General features: G+C 71.7%; 18 protein-coding genes. 14 read left to right on the forward strand and 4 right to left on the reverse strand.

Going from position 1 to position 19,459, the window contains the following annotated elements; all coding sequences use genetic code 11:
* Nucleotides 1-2: 2 nt before the first annotated feature.
* From ACFWVP_RS00845 to ACFWVP_RS00860, 4 genes are all read left to right on the forward strand, one after another.
* Nucleotides 3-821, forward strand: coding sequence for a serine hydrolase domain-containing protein (locus tag ACFWVP_RS00845; protein ID WP_384492787.1), 819 nt, complete (start codon nucleotides 3-5; stop codon nucleotides 819-821).
* A gap of 157 nt (nucleotides 822-978) precedes the next feature.
* A complete protein-coding gene (locus tag ACFWVP_RS00850; RefSeq protein WP_384492788.1) occupies nucleotides 979-3,234 on the forward strand; it encodes an MMPL family transporter in 2,256 nt (751 codons plus the stop codon).
* A 4-nt stretch (nucleotides 3,235-3,238) separates the two neighbouring features.
* On the forward strand, nucleotides 3,239-4,423 hold the full coding sequence (locus ACFWVP_RS00855) for a sensor histidine kinase (protein ID WP_384492789.1): 1,185 nt from the start codon (nucleotides 3,239-3,241) through the stop codon (nucleotides 4,421-4,423).
* A gap of 1 nt (nucleotide 4,424) precedes the next feature.
* A complete protein-coding gene (locus ACFWVP_RS00860) occupies nucleotides 4,425-5,081 on the forward strand; it encodes a response regulator (protein ID WP_384492790.1) in 657 nt (218 codons plus the stop codon).
* Between the two features lie 47 nt (nucleotides 5,082-5,128).
* Here ACFWVP_RS00860 and ACFWVP_RS00865 read toward each other — a convergent pair whose 3' ends face one another.
* A complete protein-coding gene (locus tag ACFWVP_RS00865) occupies nucleotides 5,129-5,797 on the reverse strand; it encodes a pirin family protein (RefSeq protein ID WP_384493007.1) in 669 nt (222 codons plus the stop codon).
* A gap of 82 nt (nucleotides 5,798-5,879) precedes the next feature.
* On the opposite strand from ACFWVP_RS00865, the gene ACFWVP_RS00870 reads away from it, so the two are divergent.
* From ACFWVP_RS00870 to fabF, 5 genes are all read left to right on the forward strand, one after another.
* Nucleotides 5,880-7,079, forward strand: a complete 1,200-nt coding sequence (locus ACFWVP_RS00870; RefSeq protein WP_384492791.1) for a PucR family transcriptional regulator — start codon at nucleotides 5,880-5,882, stop codon at nucleotides 7,077-7,079.
* Between the two features lie 89 nt (nucleotides 7,080-7,168).
* Nucleotides 7,169-8,083: an ACP S-malonyltransferase gene (locus ACFWVP_RS00875; protein WP_384492792.1), complete on the forward strand. Its 915-nt coding sequence runs from the start codon at nucleotides 7,169-7,171 to the stop codon at nucleotides 8,081-8,083.
* 13 nt (nucleotides 8,084-8,096) lie between these two features.
* Nucleotides 8,097-9,098, forward strand: a complete 1,002-nt coding sequence (locus ACFWVP_RS00880; RefSeq protein WP_384492793.1) for a ketoacyl-ACP synthase III — start codon at nucleotides 8,097-8,099, stop codon at nucleotides 9,096-9,098.
* A 63-nt stretch (nucleotides 9,099-9,161) separates the two neighbouring features.
* Entirely contained in the window at nucleotides 9,162-9,410 is a 249-nt protein-coding gene (locus ACFWVP_RS00885; RefSeq protein WP_250287243.1) for an acyl carrier protein, read from the forward strand.
* 79 nt (nucleotides 9,411-9,489) lie between these two features.
* On the forward strand, nucleotides 9,490-10,752 hold the full coding sequence (gene fabF, locus ACFWVP_RS00890; protein WP_384492794.1) for a beta-ketoacyl-ACP synthase II: 1,263 nt from the start codon (nucleotides 9,490-9,492) through the stop codon (nucleotides 10,750-10,752).
* Between the two features lie 118 nt (nucleotides 10,753-10,870).
* Here the strand turns inward: fabF and ACFWVP_RS00895 are convergent, their stop codons facing one another.
* Nucleotides 10,871-11,365, reverse strand: coding sequence for a DUF3145 domain-containing protein (locus ACFWVP_RS00895; RefSeq protein WP_384492795.1), 495 nt, complete (start codon nucleotides 11,363-11,365; stop codon nucleotides 10,871-10,873).
* 361 nt (nucleotides 11,366-11,726) lie between these two features.
* Between ACFWVP_RS00895 and ACFWVP_RS00900 the strand changes: the two genes are divergently transcribed.
* The 3 genes from ACFWVP_RS00900 to ACFWVP_RS00910 all read left to right on the forward strand — a co-directional run bounded on the left by ACFWVP_RS00900 (nucleotide 11,727) and on the right by ACFWVP_RS00910 (nucleotide 15,711).
* Complete coding sequence (locus ACFWVP_RS00900; RefSeq protein ID WP_384492796.1) at nucleotides 11,727-12,641, forward strand: SGNH/GDSL hydrolase family protein; 915 nt, start codon at nucleotides 11,727-11,729, stop codon at nucleotides 12,639-12,641.
* Nucleotides 12,642-12,652: 11 nt separating this feature from the next.
* Nucleotides 12,653-13,645 carry an aldose epimerase family protein gene (locus ACFWVP_RS00905; protein ID WP_384492797.1) on the forward strand — a complete coding sequence of 331 codons (993 nt, stop codon included), beginning with the start codon at nucleotides 12,653-12,655 and terminating at the stop codon, nucleotides 13,643-13,645.
* Between the two features lie 125 nt (nucleotides 13,646-13,770).
* Entirely contained in the window at nucleotides 13,771-15,711 is a 1,941-nt protein-coding gene (locus tag ACFWVP_RS00910; protein WP_384492798.1) for a flavin monoamine oxidase family protein, read from the forward strand.
* Between the two features lie 22 nt (nucleotides 15,712-15,733).
* On the opposite strand, the gene ACFWVP_RS00915 is transcribed toward ACFWVP_RS00910, so the two are convergent.
* Together ACFWVP_RS00915 and ACFWVP_RS00920 are read right to left on the reverse strand one after the other, a co-directional pair.
* Entirely contained in the window at nucleotides 15,734-16,342 is a 609-nt protein-coding gene (locus ACFWVP_RS00915) for a LysE family translocator (protein ID WP_384492799.1), read from the reverse strand.
* A gap of 13 nt (nucleotides 16,343-16,355) precedes the next feature.
* Entirely contained in the window at nucleotides 16,356-17,138 is a 783-nt protein-coding gene (locus ACFWVP_RS00920; protein WP_384492800.1) for an EI24 domain-containing protein, read from the reverse strand.
* Between the two features lie 111 nt (nucleotides 17,139-17,249).
* Here ACFWVP_RS00920 and ACFWVP_RS00925 point away from each other — a divergent pair, with 111 nt between their 5' ends.
* Nucleotides 17,250-18,404 carry a mandelate racemase/muconate lactonizing enzyme family protein gene (locus tag ACFWVP_RS00925; protein WP_384492801.1) on the forward strand — a complete coding sequence of 385 codons (1,155 nt, stop codon included), beginning with the start codon at nucleotides 17,250-17,252 and terminating at the stop codon, nucleotides 18,402-18,404.
* Nucleotides 18,401-19,420 carry a zinc-binding dehydrogenase gene (locus ACFWVP_RS00930; RefSeq protein ID WP_384492802.1) on the forward strand — a complete coding sequence of 340 codons (1,020 nt, stop codon included), beginning with the start codon at nucleotides 18,401-18,403 and terminating at the stop codon, nucleotides 19,418-19,420. The genes ACFWVP_RS00925 and ACFWVP_RS00930 overlap by 4 nt, the downstream gene beginning before the upstream one ends.
* Nucleotides 19,421-19,459 lie beyond the last annotated feature (39 nt).

Here is a 19,459-nt window from a genome sequence, read left to right on the forward strand (position 1 = left end):
CCATGCAGAGCCTGGCGATGATCGAGAACTGGCCCGTGCCCACCGCGGCGGCGGCCGTCGTACGAGCGGACGGCACCGTCGTCGGTACGCACGGCCCGACCGCACACCGCTTCCCCCTGGCCTCCGTAACCAAACCGCTGGCGGCCTACGCGGCCCTGGTGGCGTACGAGGAGGGCGCGGTCGAGCTGGACGAACCGGCCGGGCCCGAGGGCTCCACCGTCCGGCACCTGCTCGCGCACACCAGCGGCCTCGCCTTCGACGAGCACCGGGTCACCGCCGCTCCCGGCACCCGCCGGCTGTATTCCAACGCCGGTTTCGAGGTCCTCGGCGACCACCTCGCGAAGGCCACCGAGATCCCGTTCCCGGAGTACGTGCGCCAGGCGGTCCTGGAGCCGCTGGGCATGACGGCGACGACGCTGGAGGGCTCCCCCGCCAAGGACGGAGTGTCGACGGTGGACGACCTGGCGCGTTTCGTCGCGGAGGTGCAGGCGCCCCGGCTCCTCGACCCCCGCACGGTCCTGGGGGCCCAGACGGTCGTGCACCCGGGCCTCAAGGGCGTACTCCCGGGTTACGGCCACCAGAACCCCAACGACTGGGGCCTCGGCTTCGAGATCCGCGACTCCAAGTCCCCGCACTGGACGGGCCTCACCTCCTCCCCCGCGACCTTCGGCCACTTCGGCCAGTCCGGCACGTTCCTGTGGATCGACCCGACGGCGGGCGCGGCCTGCGTAGCCCTCACGGACCGCGCCTTCGGCCCCTGGGCCACCGAGGCCTGGCCTCCCTTCACAGACGCCGTCCTGACCGAACTCACCACCCGCTGAAGGCCGTTGCGAGACAGCGGACGGCTCAGGCCCTTCCAGGGGCCCTTTTCCGTCCGCCGGGTCCCGACGACCTGTCCAGGGGTCCACCGGGTGGGGGACGGAGGTGTCGGTCGGGTGGGCGTGGTGGGAGAGGGGCCTCGCCGACCAGGGTTCGGGTATGAGACAAATCCATGTACGGGTGGCTCGATGGAGCGCCCGGCACGCGGGGCGTGCGATCGCCGGCTGGTTCGCGTTCGTCGTCCTCTGCCTCGCGGCAGGCATCACCGTGGGCACCGACGAGGCCACCACCAAGGACTTCTGGGTCGGCGAGGCGGGGCGCGCCGAGGCGATGGCCACCGAGGGCGGTCTGGAGCGCTCACCCACCGAGCGGATCCTGATCCGGGCCGAATCAGGGCCGCTGGACCCGGCCGCCGCACGATCGGCGGCCAGGGACGTGACCGAGCGGATGCGGGGCCTGCCCGAGGTGGAGCGCGTGGCGGCGCCCGTCCGCTCGGACGACGGCCAGGTCCTGCTGGTCTCGGTGGTGCTGAACGGCCCGGAGCTGGAGGGCAGGAAGAACGTCGTGCCGCTCCTGGAGCAGACGGCGGCGGTGGGCGCGGACCATCCGGGCCTGGTGGTGGAGGAGACGGGGTCCCCCGCCATCAGCAAGGGCGTCAACGACCAGCGCGGGAAGGATCTCGCGCTCTCCGAACGCATCAGCCTGCCCGTCACCGTCATCACCCTGCTGATCGTGTTCGGCTCGGTGGTCATGGCGGGTGTGCCGTTGCTTCTCGCGCTGTCCTCGATAGCCGCCGCGATCGGACTGTCCATGGTCGCTTCGCACGCCATGCCCGACGCCGGGGTCGGGATGAACCTCATCCTGCTCATCGGCCTGGCGGTCGGCGTCGACTACACACTCTTCTATCTGAAGCGTGAGCGTGAGGAACGGGCCCGCTCGGGCGGCCGGCTCAGCTCCGAGGCCCTGGTCGAGCTGGCGGCGGCGACCGCGGGCCGGGCCATCGTGGTCTCGGGTCTCGCCGTGATCGTCTCCACGGCCACCCTGTATCTGGCCGCGGACGTGATCTTCTCCTCGCTGGCGACCGGCACGATCCTCGTCGTGGCAGTCGCCGTGGCCAGCTCACTCACCGTGCTCCCGGCGCTGCTGGTCAAGATCGGCCACCGGACCGAACGCCTCGCACCCCGCAAGGCCGCCCGGCGGGCGAGGCGCGGCAGGCCCGTCCGGGCTGCGAAGCCGCAGACCGGGCGGGTGTTCGCAGCCCTCCTGAAGCCCGCCAGGACCCGTCCCGCCCTCACCCTGGGCCTCTCGGTCCTCGTCATGCTCGGCCTGGCCGCGCCCGCGCTCGGCCTGAAGCTCGTCGACCCGGGCAAGGACACCTTCTCCCGCGACATCCCGGCCATGCAGGTGTACGACCGGCTGACCAGGAGCTTCCCCGAACTCCTCGTCACGCACGAGGTCGTGGCCCGCTCCACCCCGGAGCGGGCCGCGCAGGTCGCGCGGGCGCTTGAGGACCTGGGGCGGCGCGCACAGGCGGATCCGCTCTTCGCCGGGGAAGCCGGAGGCACCGGAGACACCCGGGGCACAGGCGATACGCCAGGCACCCGAGACACCGCGCCGACGGTGCGTACGTCGGCCGACGGCCGGATCAGCGTGCTGGAGCTCGCCGTCCCGCACCCCGCGCCCTCCGCCGAGGCGATCGAGTCACTCGTCCACCTGAGGCAGGACCACATCCCCGCGACCGTGGGCCTGCTGTCCGGCGTGGAGACCGGGGTGAGCGGCGACGTGGCCCGGGGCCAGGACTACGTGGCCCACGAGAGCGACAAGCTGCCGCTGGTCATCGGCTTCCTGCTGCTGATGACCTTCCTGATGACCGTGTGGGCGTTCCGGTCCGTGGTCATCGGCCTCGTCGGCGTCGTACTCAATCTGCTGTCCGCCGTCGCCTCGCTCGGCATGCTCGTCCTGTTCTTCCAGGGGACGTGGGCGGAGGGGCTGCTGGCCTTCGACTCCCTCGGCGCGATCGCGTCGCGGGTACCGCTGTTCCTCGTGGTGATCCTCTTCGGGCTGTCGATGGACTACCAGGTGTTCGTGGTCAGCCGGATCCAGGAGGCCAGGCGGAACGGCATGTCCGCCCGGGAAGCCGTTCTGGAGGGCATCAACCGGTCGGCGAAGGTGGTGACCAGCGCGGCGATCGTGATGGTGACCGTGTTCGGCGCCTTCGTGGCCCTGCACCTCACCGAGATGAAGCAGATGGGCTTCTGCCTGGCCGTGGCCGTCCTGCTGGACGCCGTCGTCATCCGCCTGATGGTCCTGCCGTCGGTCCTGCTGCTCCTCGGCGAGCGCGCGTGGTGGCCGGCCCGCCCGGTGCGAAGGCGTGCCGCGGAGCCCGCCGCCGGGCCTCCGGCGGAAGTAGGCTGACGCGGTGAAGCAACGGCCGCAGCTCGAAGCCGAGTTGACCGTACCCTCGCGGCACCGGTGGAACGCCGTCCTCTGGGTGCTGCTGGGCGTGGTCCCGCCGGCCCTCGCGGTCGCGGACGCCCCCGGCTCGACGAGGCTCCCCGTGCTGGCGCTGCTGGCCGTGCTCGCCGTGTCCTACGGCGCGGTGGGGCTGTTCCCCGGCAGCCCGGTCCTGCGCCACCGCCCCTACCTGTACGTGCTCGTGGTGGGCCTCGGCACGATGTCGTACCTGCTCGACGGCGGCGCGGCGCTGTTCGTGGTGACGTTGCCGCACTTCTGGATCTACACCGCGAGCGCCCGTGCCGCGATCGCCCTCAGCGGCCTCGCCGCGGCGGGGGTGGTCGCCGGCAACGTCGTACGGCAGGGCTGGGACGGGGAGTTCTTCACCGGCAACGTGATCTTCACGCTCCTCGGCTACGCGGCGGGGGTGGGGATCGGGCTGGGGGTGCGCCGCATCTCCGAGGACGGTGACGAGCGGGCCCGGCGGCTGAGGGCCGAGCTGGAGGAGGCCCGGCTCCGGCTGGTCGAGGCGCACCAGCGCCAGGGGGCGGCGGACGAACGCGAACGGCTCGCGCGGGAGATCCACGACACGCTCGCCCAGGGCTTCGCGTCCATCGTCGTCCTCGCGGAGGCGGCCCGGTCCGCCCTGGAGACCGACCCCGCGAGGAGCGCCAGGCAGCTGCTCGCGATCGAGAACACCGCACGCGAGAACCTCGCGGAGGCACGCGTCCTGGTCGGTGCGGCCCCGCTGAGCGGCGTCGCCGCCGGCTCGGTGGCGGACACGCTGCGCCGGACCCTGGACCGGTTCACCGAGGACACCGGTATCGGCGTCGCCTCGGAACTGCCGGACGTCACCTGCGACCAGCAGACCCGCATCGCGCTCCTGCGCTGCACCCAGGAGTCCCTCGCCAACATCCGCAAGCACGCATGCGCCTCCACGGTGGAGGTCGTCCTCATGGCGCGGCCGTACGGCGTGGAACTGGAGATCACCGACGACGGGCGTGGCTTCGTGGCCGCGGACTCCCACGGCTTCGGACTGCACGGCATGCGCGAACGCCTCGCCGAGCTCGGCGGCGACCTCACCGTCACCAGCTCGGTCGGCGACGGCACCCGTATCCTCGCCATGATTCCCACCGACGGACAGGGCTGACATGACGAACGGCGCGGCGCCGGCGGGCAGGGTGCGGATCGTCGTGGCGGACGACCACACGGTGATGCGGGCCGGCGTCATCGCCCTGCTCGCCGACGAACCCGGCATCGAGATCGTCGGCGAGGCCGAGGACGGCCGGGCGGCCGTCGGGCTCGTCGAGCGGCTGGAGCCCGACGTGGTGCTGATGGACCTGCGGATGCCCGTCCTCGACGGGACGGGTGCCACCGAGCAGATCGTCGCCGCCCGCACCCGGACCCGGGTGCTGATCCTCACCACGTACGACACGGACGCGGAGATCGAGCGAGCCGTCGAGGCCGGTGCCGTCGGCTACCTGCTCAAGGACGCCACCCGCGAGCAGCTGGTGGACGCCGTCCACTCCGCGTCCCGCGGCGAGACCGTCCTGGCTCCGCGCGTCGCGGCACGTCTGGTGGCCCGGATGCGGCAGCCGGCGCCGGTGACGCTGACCAGGAGGGAGGTGGAGGTGCTGGGCGCGGTGGCCGACGGGCTGTCCAACGTGGAGACCGGCCGCCGGCTGGTCATCACGGAGGCCACGGTGAAGACACACCTGCTGCGGATCTTCGCGAAGCTCGACGTCGGCGACCGTACGCACGCGGTGGTCAGGGCACTCGAACTCGGGCTGCTGAAGCGACACGCGTGAGGCCGCGCCGGTGGTCCGGAGCTTCCGGTCGGCGCACACCAGCACGCTCACATCGTCCCGAGCTCCCACATCAGCACCTCGGCGGCTGTCAGCGCCTCCAGTTCCAGCCCCTTCGACTCCGTGATCCGCGCCGAGTCGCCCGCCGCCAGCTCCTCACCGCCGACCCGCACCCCGCCCCGGACGACGTGGACGTACACGCCCGCCGCGTCCGGAACCGCGCTGCGCTCCCCCTCGGCCTGCCTGCGCACGTGGAGCATCGCGTGCGACTCCGGGAGGGCGTACGGCGTGGAGTCGGCGATCCCGGCGACCTGCGTGTACGCGGGTTCCCCACCGGGCGCCAGCGGGGCCAGCCACATCTGAATGAACGTCAGCGGATGCTCGCCGTCGTTCCGTTCGACGTGCCGGACCCCGGCGGCCGAGCTGAGGTGCTGGACGTCCCCCGCGCGTACGACGGTTGCGTGGCCCGCCGAGTCCCGGTGGGTGAGCTCGCCCTCCACCACCCAGGTGACGATCTCGGTGTGGCTGTGCGGATGCTCGTCGAAACCGGCACCCGGGGCGAGACGCTCCTCGTTACAGGCCAGGACCGGCCCGAAGCGCAGGTTGTCGGGGTCGTAGAAGCGCCCGAAGGAGAATGCGTGCAGCGTCTCGATGCCCGCGGAGACACCCGGGGCCGGGTCACCACCGCGGAAGCGGTCGCCGGAGCGGCGTACGTCCATCACACGTCCACGGTAGCCCCGCACGGCAACCCGCCCGCCCCTCCCCTCCGCGCACCTGCCCCGATAAGGCAGTCTTGTGTCCGTGCCCCGACCCGATCCTGAGCAACCCGCCTCGAACGCCGCCCACCTCCATGCCGCGACGCTGAAGCGGCTGGAGCAGTCCTCCGGCCGTCTGGCCGCCAACGCCATCGCCCGCATGGACGAGACGCTGTCGTGGTACCGGGCGATGCCACCGGAGAACCGGTCCTGGATCGGCCTGGTGGCCCAGGCCGGTATCGCCGCGTTCACCGAGTGGTTCCGGCATCCGGAGACCCCGCAGGCCATCTCCACCGACGTGTTCGGCACGGCTCCGCGCGAGCTGACCCGGGCCATCACCCTGCGGCAGACCGTCGAGATGGTGCGGACGACGATCGAGGTCATGGAAACCGCGATCGAGGAGGTGGCGGCCCCCGGCGACGAGTCGGTGCTGCGTGAGGCGCTGCTCGTCTACGCCCGCGAGATCGCCTTCGCGACCGCCCAGGTGTACGCCCAGGCCGCCGAGGCCCGCGGGGCGTGGGACGCCCGGCTGGAGTCCCTGGTCGTCAACGCGGTGCTGTCCGGTGAGGCGGACGAGGGCGCCGTGTCCCGGGCCGCGGCACTCGGCTGGAACTCCCCCGAGCACGTCTGTGTCGTCCTCGGCACCGCCCCGGACGGCGACAGCGAGCTCACCGTCGAGGCGATCCGCCGGGCTGCCAGGCACGCCAAGCTCCAGGTGCTGACCGGGGTGCTCGGTCACCGGCTCGTCGTCATCGCCGGCGGCAGCGACAATCCGCTGAACGTGGCGAAGTCCCTGATCGGCCCGTACGCCGCCGGGCCCGTCGTCGCCGGGCCCGTGATGCCCGACCTGCTGGCCGCGACCCGGTCCGCGCAGGCCGCCGCCGCCGGGCTCAAGGCGTGCTCGGCGTGGCAGGACGCCCCGCGCCCCGTACTGTCGGACGATCTCCTTCCGGAGCGCGCGATGGCCGGAGACCCCGCCGCGCGCGATCAACTGGTGGAGGAGATCTACAGACCGCTCGAAGAAGCCGGTTCGGCTCTGCTGGAGACGCTGAGTGTCTATCTGGAACAGGCGAGCAGCCTGGAGGGCGCGGCCCGGATGCTGTTCGTGCACCCCAATACCGTGCGCTACCGGCTGCGACGTGTGACCGACGTCACCGGCTGGTCACCCTCCGATGTCCGCTCCGCGTTCACCCTGCGGATCGCCCTCATCCTGGGGCGCTTGGCCGCCGGGGACACTCAGTCCTAGACTTTTGTCGGACTTCAACAATTCCCCTGACGGTTCTTCGTCCCTGTCCCCACGGGCGTAGCGAGCCGTCCACAAGAGAGAGTGTGAGGGTGCTCGTACTCGTCGCTCCCGGCCAAGGCGCTCAGACGCCCGGCTTCCTGACTCCCTGGCTCGAACTCCCCGGCGCCGCCGACCGCATCGCGGGCTGGTCCGACGTCATCGGGCTCGACCTTGCCCACTACGGCACGAAGGCCGACGCGGACGAGATCCGCGACACGGCGGTGGCCCAGCCGCTGCTGGTCGCCGCGGGTCTCCTGTCGGCCGCCGCCCTGGACGCCTCGCCCGGCGTCGTCGCGGGCCACAGCGTCGGTGAGATCACCGCCGCCGCGCTCGCCGGCGTCATCGACGACGAGGCCGCACTCCGTTTCGTACGCACCCGGGGGCTCGGCATGGCCGAGGCCGCCGCGGTCACCGAGACGGGTATGGCCGCGCTCCTCGGCGGCGACCCGGACGTCACGGTCGCCCACCTGGAGAAGCTGGGGCTCACCCCGGCGAACGTCAACGGCGGCGGTCAGATCGTCGCCGCCGGCACCGCGGCGCAGATCGCCGCGCTGACCGAGGACATGCCCGAGGGCGTGCGCCGGGTCGTGACACTGAAGGTGGCGGGTGCGTTCCACACGCACCACATGGCTCCGGCCGTGGAGAAGCTGCGTACGGCGGCCGCCGGTCTGACCGTCGCCGACCCGGCCGTGACGTACGTGTCGAACGCCGACGGGAAGACGGTCGCCACCGGCGCCGAGGTCATCTCCCGGCTCGTCGGCCAGGTCGCCAACCCGGTCCGCTGGGACCTGTGCATGGAGACCTTCAAGGAACTCGGGGTCACGGCGTTCATCGAGGCCGCCCCCGGCGGCACCCTGGTGGGGCTCGCCAAGCGTGCCCTGCCCGGTGTGAAGACCCTCGCGCTCAAGACCCCCGACGACCTCGACGCCGCCCGCGCGCTCATCTCCGAGCACGCCGGCGCCTAAGGAGCCCGAGAGCATGTCGAAGATCAAGCCCAGCAAGGGCGCCCCGTACGCACGGATCATGGGTGTCGGCGGCTACCGCCCGACCCGTGTCGTGCCCAACGAGGTGATCCTCGAGACGATCGACTCGTCCGACGAGTGGATCCGCTCCCGCTCCGGCATCGCCACCCGCCACTGGGCCTCCGACGAGGAGACCGTGTCGGCGATGTCCGTGGAGGCCGCGGGCAAGGCGATCGCCGACGCCGGGGTCACCCCCGAGCAGATCGGCGGAGTGATCGTCTCCACCGTCTCGCACTTCCAGCAGACGCCCGCCATCGCGACGGACATCGCCCACAAGATCGGCGCGGGCAAGCCCGCGGCCTTCGACATCTCGGCCGGCTGCGCGGGCTTCGGCTACGGCCTCACGCTCGCCAAGGGCATGATCGTCGAGGGTTCCGCGGAGTACGTCCTCGTCATCGGCGTGGAGCGCCTGAGCGACCTCACCGACCTGTCGGACCGTGCGACGGCCTTCCTGTTCGGCGACGGCGCGGGCGCGGTCGTCGTCGGCCCCGCCAAGGAGCCGGCCATCGGCCCCACCGTGTGGGGATCCGAGGGCGACAAGTCCGGGACGATCAAGCAGACCGTGGCGTGGGACGTCTTCCACGCCGACCGGCCGGAGAAGTTCCCGGCCATCACGCAGGAGGGCCAGGCGGTCTTCCGTTGGGCCGTCTTCGAGATGGCCAAGGTCGCCCAGCAGGCACTGGAAGCGGCCGGGATCTCCCCGGAAGATCTGGATGTCTTCATTCCGCACCAGGCCAACATGCGGATCATCGACTCGATGGTGAAGACGCTCAAGCTGCCGGAGCACGTCACGGTCGCGCGTGACGTGGAAACCACCGGCAACACGTCGGCCGCCTCGATTCCGCTCGCAATGGAGCGGCTTCTGGCGACCGGTCAGGCCAAGAGCGGCGACACGGCGCTCATCATCGGCTTCGGGGCGGGTCTCGTCTACGCCGCGACGGTCGTTACCCTCCCCTAGGCACACCGGACCTTTCGGTCCGTACGCCCGAACCCCGCACAAACACATCGAAGGAGCGCCAACATGGCCGCCACCAAGGAAGAGATCGTCACCGGTCTCGCCGAGATCGTCAACGAGATCGCCGGTATCCCGGTCGAGGACGTCCAGCTGGACAAGTCCTTCACCGACGACCTGGACGTCGACTCGCTGTCCATGGTCGAGGTCGTCGTCGCCGCCGAGGAGCGCTTCGACGTCAAGATCCCCGACGAGGACGTCAAGAACCTCAAGACGGTCGGCGACGCCGCCGACTACATCCTGAAGCACCAGGGCTGATCCCAGCCCGACTCGTGTGTCGCCACCCGGCGGTGGCGCCGCTGATTCACGACCCTCTACACGTGGAGAAGATTTTCCAGTGAGCCCGACCAATCGCACCGTGGTCGTCACCGGTATCGGCGCAACCACTCCGCTGGGTGGCGACTCCGCATCGACCTGGGAAGGTCTGATGGCCGGCCGCTCCGGCGTCAAGCCCCTCGAGGGCGAACGTTTCGCCGAGCTGCCTGTCCGGATCGCCGCCCTCGCGGCCGTCGACCCGGGCGACGTACTGCCCCGCCCGCTCGCCCGCAAGCTGGACCGTTCGGCGCAGTTCGCGCTGATCGCGGCCCGCGAGGCGTGGACCGACGCGGGTTTCACCGGCAAGGCCGGTGAGGACGAGAAGATCCGGCCCGAGCGCCTGGGATCCGTCATCGCCTCCGGTATCGGCGGCGTGATCACCCTGCTCGACCAGTACGACGTGCTGAAGGAGAAGGGCGTACGCCGTGTCTCCCCGCACACCGTTCCCATGCTCATGCCCAACGGCCCGGCGGCCAACGTCGGCCTGGAGGTCAACGCCCAGGCCGGTGTCCACACCCCCGTCTCCGCCTGTGCGTCGGGTGCCGAGGCCATCGGGTACGCCGTCGAGATGATCCGCACCGGCCGTGCCGACGTGGTCCTCGCCGGTGGCACCGAGGCGGCCATCCACCCGCTGCCGATCGCCGCGTTCGCCAACATGATGGCGATGTCCAAGAGCAACGACGAGCCCGAGAAGGCCTCGCGTCCGTACGACACGGGCCGTGACGGCTTCGTCCTCGGCGAGGGCGCCGGTGTCGTCGTCCTCGAGTCCGCCGAGCACGCCGCCGCGCGTGGCGCCCGGGTCTACTGCGAGGTGCTGGGGCAGGGTCTGTCCGCGGACTCCCACCACATCGCGCAGCCCGAGCCCACCGGGCGCGGGATCGCCGCCGCGATGCGGAATCTGCTGGACTCCACGGATCTGAAGCCGTCGGAGGTCGTGCACCTGAACGCGCACGCCACGTCCACCCCCCAGGGTGACGTGGCCGAGCTCAAGGCGCTGCGCAAGGTCCTGGGCGACGACCTGGACCACGTCGCGATCTCCGCCACGAAGTCGATGACCGGTCACCTGCTGGGTGGCGCGGGCGGCATCGAGACCGTGGCGACGGTGCTGGCGCTGCACAACCGGCTGGCGCCGCCGACCATCAACATCGACAACCTCGACGAGGCGGTGGAGGCGAACATCGTGCGCGACAAGCCGCAGCCGCTGCCCGAGGGGCCGGTCGCCGCGATCAACAACTCGTTCGGTTTCGGCGGCCACAACGTGGTGCTGGCGTTCCGGTCGGTCTGACCCCGGCGCACCCGTGATACGCCCGTGAGGCCCGCTTCCCGTTCCGGGAGGCGGGCCTCACGCGTGGTGCGGGCCCGTGGGTGTGCGGGCAGGCAGGGCCTGTGGGTGTGCGGGCGGGTCACACGACCTGGTGGAGCCACCGGACGGGCGCGCCCTCGCCGGCGTGCCGGAAGGACTCCAGCTCGTCGTCCCAGGGCTTGCCCAGGAGCCCCGCGACCTCGGCCTCCAGGTCGGTCTCGCCGCGCACGGAGCGTGCCAGCGCGGCCCGCAGCCTGTCCTCGGGGATCAGGATGTCGCCGTGCATGCCGGTGACCGCGTGGAAGATGCCGAGGCCGGGCGTGGAGCTGTAGCGCTCGCCCTCCGCCGTCGGGCACGGCTCCGCGGTCACCTCGAAGCGCAGCAGGTCCCAGCCGCGGAGCGCGGAGGCGAGCTCCGACGCGGTGCCGACACGGCCCTTCCAGGAGAATTCGGACCGCCAGGTGTTGGGCGCGGCCGGCTGCCTGATCCAGTCCAGCTGGACCCGCACCCCGAGGACGTTCGCCACGGCCCACTCGATGTGCGGGCACAGCGCGCGCGGTGCGGAATGGACGTACAGGACTCCACGTGTCGTCACCGGGACCTCCAGTGTGGGACGAGGTTCGCCTTCCCCAGCGGCCTTGTGCCCGTACCGCCTCTTTCCGGCCGGCTCCCGAGGTTGTCATCAGTAAACAGCATCGGGAGTTAATCTCCTGAAAAGGGACAGTATGTGACGTGAGGTAATTTACCGGAGCCGCCCGTTCGGCGGGTGGGCGGACAACCGTCACTGGTTCGACGGGGAAAAGCTACCGTGCGCCGGGGCCGGGTGTGTGACGTACCGTCGGTCCCGGGGCCATGATTCGCTCAGCATTCACCCGCGAGGGCGCGCGGGCCCGCCACCTGGGGCTGTCGGGGTGTGCCAGGGGCACAATCACCTGTGTGACCGGAGGGGAACAGGGATGCCTGAGCGTTCGTCGCGCCGTCGTGTCCGCACTGCCGCCGCCACGGTGACGGCGGCCGTGTGCGCCGGCGCCGCCGTGCTGGCGGGCTGCACGGGCGGACCGGACGGGACCACGGGGAGCGCCGCCGCGCCACGGAGCCCCTCCCCGTCCCCGGCCCCCGTGTGGGACGCGAGCCCGGCCTCCGTGGCCGCCGTCGGGGACTCCATCACCCGGGGCTTCGACGCCTGCTCGGTGCTGGCGGACTGCCCGGAGGTGTCGTGGGCGACGGGCACCGACGTCGGTGTGCGCAGTCTCGCGGTGCGGCTCCTCGGGGCGTCGAAGGTGGCTGCGCACAGCTGGAACCACGCCGTGTCGGGCGCCCGGATCGCGCAGCTGCCCGAGCAGATGGCGCTGGCCGGCAAGGAGAAGCCGGAGCTGGTCACGGTGATGATCGGTGCGAACGACGCCTGCCGTGACTCGGTGGACCTCATGACCCCGGTGGCGGACTTCGAGGCGGCCTTCGAGGCGTCGATGCGGCAGCTGCGCCGCACGGCGCCCGAGGCCCAGGTGTACGTGTCGAGCGTGCCGGACCTGAAGCGGCTCTGGTCGACCGGGCGCGAGAACCCGCTGGGCAGGCAGATCTGGAAGCTGGGGATCTGCGGGTCGATGCTGGGGGACGCGGACGACATGGGCGCGGCGGCCGTGGAGCGGCGGAACACGGTACGGGAGCGGGTCGTGGCGTACAACGGGGTCCTGCGTGACGTGTGCGCCCGGGACCTGCGCTGCCGTTACGACGGCGGGGCGGTGTTCGACTACCGGTTCACCGGTGAGCAGCTCAGTCCGTGGGACTGGTTCCACCCGGGGCTGGACGGCCAGGCGCGGCTGGCGGAAATCGCTTACCGCGCTGTCACCGCGGCCGGACCGCCCGCGTAAAGTTCTTGATCATGACGACGGGTACAGCGGTACACAGCGAAGACTTCACCCCGCTCGCGGACGGCACCGCCGTGCGGCGCTGGACCCTGGAGCGCGACGGGACGCGGGTGCGCGTGCTGACGTACGGCGCCGTGGTGCAGTCGGTCGAGGTGCCCGGCCGGGACGGCAGCCGGACCGGTGTGGCCCTCGGGCTGCCGGACACCGCGGGGTACGAGAAATTCGCGGGACCGTATTTCGGTGCCCTGGTCGGGCGGTACGCGAACCGGATCGGCGGGAGTTCGTTCGTCCTCGACGGGCGGACGCACCGGGTCACGCCCAATGAGGGCCGCAACCATGTGCACGGCGGGACGCGGGGCTTCGACAAGCGGGTGTGGGACGCCGAGGAGGTGCCGGACGGGGTGCGGCTCTCGCTGGTGGCCGAGGACGGCGAGGAGGGGTTCCCGGGGCGGCTTGAGGTCTCGGTGTCGTACACCCTGGACGCGGGCGGGGCGCTGCGGATCGGCTACCGGGCGACGACGGACGCGCCGACGGTGCTGAATCTGACGAACCACACCTACTGGAACCTGGCGGGCGCGGACAGCGGGAGCGCGCTCGGGCACGAACTGCGGCTCGCGGCGGGGCGGATCACGCCGTCGGACGAGGAGGCCATTCCGACGGGTGAGTTCGCGCCGGTGGACGGGACCCGGTTCGACTTCCGGGATCCGAAGCCCGTGGGCCCCGGATACGACACCAACTACGTGCTCGACGGGAGCGGTGACGGTCCCGTGGCGGAGCTGTACGACGCGGCGTCCGGGCGGTCGCTGACGGTCACGACGACGGAGCCGGGGCTGCAGCTGTACACGGCCGACCACTTCGACGGGCGGCCGTTCGTACCGTGCGGCGGGATCGCGCTGGAGACGCAGCACTTCCCCGACTCGCCGAACCGCCCGGAGTTCCCGAGCACGGTGCTGCGGCCCGGCGAGGAGTTCGTGTCCACGACGGTGTACGGGTTCTCGGTGCGCTGACTCCCAACTCCCGCCGCACCGGCCGGTGTCAACACAAACCGACCAAGATCACCGGCGGGTGAAACGTGCCCTGCGGGGCGCGTCCGTGCGGGCATCGGGCGGTGCGGCACCGCAAGGTGATCGTCATGACCTCACCAGCTGATGAACCGTCTTCCTCCCTGCCCTCCCGCCGGTCCCTGATCGCGGGCGCCACGGCGGGTGCCGCGGCCCTCGCCGTGGCCGCCGCCCCGTCCGCGGGCGCGGTGCCCCCGGCCGCCGCCGCGGCGCCCGGAGCGGCCCCGGCCGCCGCGCCGGGTTCCGACTGGGAGGCCTGCCTCACCGTCGCCCGCGCCATCCTCGTACGCGACGCGAACGACCGGGACCTGGTGCCCGGTTACCGCGAGGTCCTGCTGGGCAAGGGGCTGCCCAGGACCCGTGCCGCGCGCAAGAAGGTGCTGGTCGTGGGTGCGGGGCCGGCCGGGCTCGCCGCGGCGCGGCTGCTCCACGAGGCCGGGCACACCGTCACCGTGATCGAGGCCAACGGCAACCGGGTCGGCGGCCGCATCAAGACCTTCCGGGCCGGGGGCCACGAGAAGTCGGACCCGCCCTTCGCGGACCCGAAGCAGTACGCCGAGGCCGGCGCGATGCGCATCCCGGACAGCCATCCGCTGGTCACCGGGCTGATGGACGGCTACGAGCTGAAGCGCCGCCGCTTCCACCTGGTCGACGTGGACGGCGAGGGGCGCCCCGCCAACCGCACCTGGATCCATGTCAACGGCATCCGGGTCCGCCGCGCGGACTACGCGGCGAAGCCCCAGGCGGTCAACCGGTCCTTCGGCGTGCCCGCGGCCTACGAGGACACGCCCGCCTCGCAGATCGTCCGGGACGCGTTCGCCCCGGTGCGCAAGGAGATCGAGGGCAAGGAGGGGACCGCGCTGGTCGAGGGCTGGGCAACGGTGCTCCAGCGGTACGGGCACTGGTCGATGTACCGGTACATGACCGAGGCGGCCAAGCTCGACGAGCGGACCGTCGACCTCATCGGCACCGTCGAGAACATGACCTCGCGGCTCCACCTGGCCTTCCTGCACAGCTTCATCGGGGCCTCGCTGATCAGCCCGGCCACCTCCTTCTACGAGCTGCCCGACGGCACCGCGACGCTGGTCGACGCGATGTACGCGCAGGTCGAGGACCTGGTGCACCTGGACCGCCGGGTCACCCGGATCAGCCGCACCGAGGACGGGGTCACCGTCGAGACGGTCTCCGAGGGCCGGGGCGGTCCCGTCGTCCGGGAGACGTTCACCGGTGACCGGGCCATCATCACCGTCCCGTTCTCCGGGCTGCGGCACATCCCGGTCACACCCGCGCTCTCGTACGGCAAGCGCCGTGCGATCACCGAGATCCACTACGACACGGCGACCAAGGTGCTGCTCGAATTCAGCCGCCGCTGGTGGGAGTTCGACGAGGCGGACTGGAAGCGGGAGCTGGAGGCGGTGCGCCCCGGCCTGTACGAGGCCTACCGGGTGGGCAAGGCCCCGGCCGACGGTTCGCTGCTGGGCGCGCACCCCTCGGTGCCGCGCGGCCACATCCCGCCGAACCAGCGGGTGCACTACGCGGCCTGCCGGGCCACCGCCCGTGACCAGCCCGAGGCGGCGCACGTCATCGGCGGCGGCTCGGTGACCGACAACGCCAACCGGTTCATCTACCAGCCCTCGCACCCGGTCGAGGGCAGCGAGGGCGGGGTCCTCCTCGCCTCGTATAGCTGGGCCGACGACGCCCTGAAGTGGGACTCGCTGGAGGAGGACGAGCGCTACCCGCGCACCCTGGGCGGGGTCCAGGACGTGTACGGGCAGCGGATCGAGGTGTTCTACACGGGGGTGGGCCGCACCCAGTCCTGGATGCGCGACCCGTACGCGTACGGCGAGGCGTCCGTCCTCCTGCCGGGCCAGCACACCGAGCTGTTCCCCGACGTCCGCACCCCGGAGGGGACGCTGCACTTCGCCGGCTGCCACACGTCGATCAAGCCTGCCTGGATCGAGGGCGCGCTGGAGTCCGCCGTCCGGACCGCGCTGGAGGTGCACGGGGGCTGACGGGCCCGGCGGCGGGCGGGGCTCAGCGGGCGAGGCCCAGGGTGACGCCGAGACCCACCAGGACCGAGCCGATGGCCCGGTTGAGGACCTTCTGCCTGCGCAGCATCGCGGTGCGCAGGTGGGAGTGGGAGAAGAAGAGCGCCACCAGGCCGAACCAGCCGAAGTGGGCCAGGGACATGAACAGTCCGTAACCCGCCTGCTGCCAGAGGGCCGTGTCCGGCCCGACGACCTGGGTGAAGGTGGACACGACGAAGAGGGTGGTCTTGGGGTTCAGCGCGTTGGTCAGGAAGCCGGTGCGCAGGGCCCCGAGCCTGCTCAGCCCGGGCGCGGAGCCGAGGTCGACGTCGAGGTCGGCGCGGGCGAGGAACGTGCGTACGCCGATGTAGACGAGGTAGCACGCGCCGGCCAGCTTGATCGCGGTGAACAGCGCGGTGGACGAGGCGATCAGCAGACCGACGCCGAGCATGGTGTACGTGACGTGGACGAGGACGCCCGCCGCGACACCGGCGGCCGCGACGAGTCCGGTCGTACGGCCGTAGAGGTAGCTGTTGCGGACGATCATCGCGAAGTCGGCGCCCGGGCTGACGACCGCGAGCACGGTGATGAGCGCGACGGCGAGGAGTTCGGTCACGGCGGGCTCCTCGTCAGCCCTTGTTCAGGGTGTACGGCGAGGCGGCCGGATCCGCGGCCGGGGGCCCCGTGAGGTCGCGGACCAGCAGGGTGGCGCCGGCGACGGCTCCCGGCATCAGGAACACGGCGACGAAGGGCACGAGGAAGGAGAGGACGAGCGGGACGCCGAAGCCGAGGACCATCATGCGGCGGCCGCGCAGCAGGACGAGCCGGTCCTTGAGGGCCATGCCCCGGCGCTGGAGGGCGACAGCGGTGAGCTCCTCGGCGAGGAAGTAGCCGGAGACGCAGAAGCCGATCGCGGGGACGGCCGTCTGCCCGAGGACGGGGACGAATCCGAGGGCGAAGAGCAGCACCCCGTACAGCGCGACGCGCAGCAGGATGCGGAGGGAGTCGCGGGCGGAGATCCACAGCTCCTGCCAGAGGGGCAGGCCCGACTCGGGGACCTCGCCGCCCTCGGCGCGGTCGACCTCCTCGGAGAGCGACTCGTAGAACGGCTGGCCGACCAGCAGGGTGACCGCGGTGAAGGTGATCACCGAGAGGAACAGCCCGAGGACGAAGACGAGGACGACCAGGGTGTTGCGCAGGAGGCCCACCCAGGGCGAGGACCAGTCGTCGGCGAACGGGGTGGCCCAGGCGACGAAGTCGTCGGCTCCGTAACCGAGTCCGACGAGCGCGCCCGCGTATACGACCAGGGTGATCAGTCCGGGCAGCAGGCCGAAGCCGAACCACCGGCCGTGCCCGAAGGCCCAGCGCTGTCCCTTGACCAAGTAACCGAAACCCGCCCCGAGATCGCTCATGGCGTCAGCGTACTTGCGCGAACCATTGACACTGCCCCTGGCCCGTCATTACCGTCACGCCAGAATTTCGAACGAGTGACGAAATACCGAACACGTCGAGAGGCAACACCCGTGCGCATCACCGGAATCAGCACGCATGTCGTCGGAACGCCGTGGCGCAACCTCACCTATGTACAGGTTCATACCGATGAGGGTCTCACCGGGGTCGGCGAGACCCGGATGCTCGGCCGGACGGACGCGCTGGTCGGCTATCTGCGGGAGGCCGCCGCCAACCACGTCACGGGCTCCGACCCGTTCGCGGTGGAGGACCTCGTCCGGCGCATGAAGTACGGCGACTACGGGCGGGCCGGGGAGATCGTGATGTCCGGCATCGCGGTCGTCGAGATGGCCTGCTGGGACATCAAGGGCAAGGCACTCGGCGTGCCGGTCTGGCAGTTGCTCGGCGGGAAGGTGACCGACCGGGTCAAGGCGTACGCCAACGGCTGGTACACCACCGAGCGCACCCCGGAGGCCTACCACAAGGCGGCGCAGGGCGTCGTCGAGCGCGGCTACCGGGCGCTGAAGATCGACCCCTTCGGTACGGGGCACTTCGAGCTGGGCCAGGAGGAGACCCGTTACGCGGTGTCCCTCATCGAGGCCGTACGGGACGCCATCGGGCCCGACACCGAGCTGATGCTGGAGATGCACGGGCGGTTCAGCCCGTCGACGGCGGTGCGGATCGCCCGCGAGATGGCGCCCTTCAGGCCCGCGTGGCTGGAGGAGCCGGTGCCGCCGGAGAACCTCAAGGCGCTGAGCAAGGTCGCGGAGAAGGTGGACCTACCGATCGCGACGGGTGAACGCATCCACGACCGGATCGAGTTCCGTGAGCTCTTCGAGTCGCAGGCCGCCGACATCATCCAGCCGGACGTCGGTCACATCGGCGGCATCCTGGAGGCCCGCAAGCTCGCCGCGACCGCGGAGACCCACTACACGCTGATCGCCCCGCACAACGTGGGCGGTTCCGTCCTGACGGCGGCCAGCCTCCAGCTCGCGGGCTGCACCCCCAACTTCAAGATCCTCGAACACTTCAACGACTTCGCGGACGCCGACATCAAGAAGGTCGTCAAGGGCGCACCGCAGGTCGATCCCGCCACCGGCTGCTTCGAGCTCTCCGACGCCCCCGGTCTCGGCGTGGAGCTGGACGTGGACGCCGCGGCGGAGTTCCCGCAGCAGCAGGCGCGGTTCGACCTGTGGGCGGACGGCTGGGAGAAGAGGCAGCCCAAGTGAGCCTCTTCTCCCGCTCGTTGACCGTCGAGCGGCCGGGCAGCCACCGGCTGACCGAGGGCCCGACCCCCGAGCCGGGCCCCGGTGAGGTCCGGGTGCGGGTCGCCGCGGCCGGGATCTGCATGAGCGACCGCGAGGTGTACGACGGCCACCGCGATGCGGCCTATGTGCGCTATCCGGTGGTGCCCGGCCATGAGTGGTCGGGGACCGTCGACGCCGTGGGCGAGGGGGTCGGCCCCGAACTGGTCGGCCGGCGCACGGTAGCCGAGGGCTTCCGGGCCTGCGGGCGCTGCGAACGGTGCCGGTACGGGGAGACCTCCCTGTGCACGGCGGGGTACGACGAGACGGGCTTCACCCGGCCCGGAGCCTTCGCCGACCATGTGGTGGTGCCGGCCCGGTTGCTGCACCTGCTGCCCGACGACGCCGATCTGCGGGCCGCGGCCCTGCTGGAGCCCGCCGCGGTGATCGCGGCGGCGGTGCGGGCCGGGGCGCCGGAGCCCGGCGAGCGGATCGCGGTGCTGGGAGCGGGGACGCTGGGGCTGCTCGCGGTCCAGCTGCTGGCGGCGGTGTCGCCCGCGGAGCTGACGGTGATCGACCCCCGGGCGGAACGGGCTTCTCTGGCCCTGGACTTCGGTGCGGGCGAGGCCCGCAGTCCGAAGGAGGCCGAGGAGGTGCGCGGCCGGTACGACCTGGTCGTGGAGACCGCCGGAGCACCGTCCACCGCGGCCGACGCCTGCCTGCTGGCGCGGCGCGGCGGGCGGGTGGTGCTCACCGGGATGTTCACCCCCGGTGCCCTGGGGATCGATCCGGTGCATCTGTCGCTGAGCCAGCTGACCGTGCGCAGTGTCTTCGGGGCTCCGTCGTCCGCGTGGTCGTACGCGGTGCGGGCGTTCTCGGCGGGGCTGCTCGATCCGGCGCCGCTGATCACCCACGAGTTCCCGCTGGAGCGGTTCGCGGAGGCGGTGGCGCTGGTCGGCGCCGGGGGGCCGGAGACCGGGAAGGTGCTGCTGCGCCCGTGAAGGGTCCGCCCTGAGAACGCCCGCGGCGGCGTGCGTGTC

Origin of the sequence: Streptomyces sp. NPDC058637 (genome assembly GCF_042717325.1) — a bacterium.
Classification (GTDB): Bacteria; Actinomycetota; Actinomycetes; order Streptomycetales; family Streptomycetaceae; genus Streptomyces.

Bases quoted from the DNA above. Each gene is read 5' to 3' on its own strand.
- ACFWVP_RS00845 (WP_384492787.1), top strand. From the start codon at position 3: ATGCAGAGCCTGGCGATGATCGAGAACTGGCCCGTGCCCACCGCGGCG.
- ACFWVP_RS00850 (WP_384492788.1), top strand. From the start codon at position 979: ATGAGACAAATCCATGTACGGGTGGCTCGATGGAGCGCCCGGCACGCG.
- ACFWVP_RS00860 (WP_384492790.1), top strand. From the start codon at position 4,425: ATGACGAACGGCGCGGCGCCGGCGGGCAGGGTGCGGATCGTCGTGGCG.
- ACFWVP_RS00865 (WP_384493007.1), bottom strand. From the start codon at position 5,797: ATGGACGTACGCCGCTCCGGCGACCGCTTCCGCGGTGGTGACCCGGCC.
- ACFWVP_RS00880 (WP_384492793.1), top strand. From the start codon at position 8,097: ATGTCGAAGATCAAGCCCAGCAAGGGCGCCCCGTACGCACGGATCATG.
- ACFWVP_RS00885 (WP_250287243.1), top strand. From the start codon at position 9,162: ATGGCCGCCACCAAGGAAGAGATCGTCACCGGTCTCGCCGAGATCGTC.
- ACFWVP_RS00900 (WP_384492796.1), top strand. From the start codon at position 11,727: ATGCCTGAGCGTTCGTCGCGCCGTCGTGTCCGCACTGCCGCCGCCACG.
- ACFWVP_RS00905 (WP_384492797.1), top strand. From the start codon at position 12,653: ATGACGACGGGTACAGCGGTACACAGCGAAGACTTCACCCCGCTCGCG.
- ACFWVP_RS00910 (WP_384492798.1), top strand. From the start codon at position 13,771: ATGACCTCACCAGCTGATGAACCGTCTTCCTCCCTGCCCTCCCGCCGG.
- ACFWVP_RS00920 (WP_384492800.1), bottom strand. From the start codon at position 17,138: ATGAGCGATCTCGGGGCGGGTTTCGGTTACTTGGTCAAGGGACAGCGC.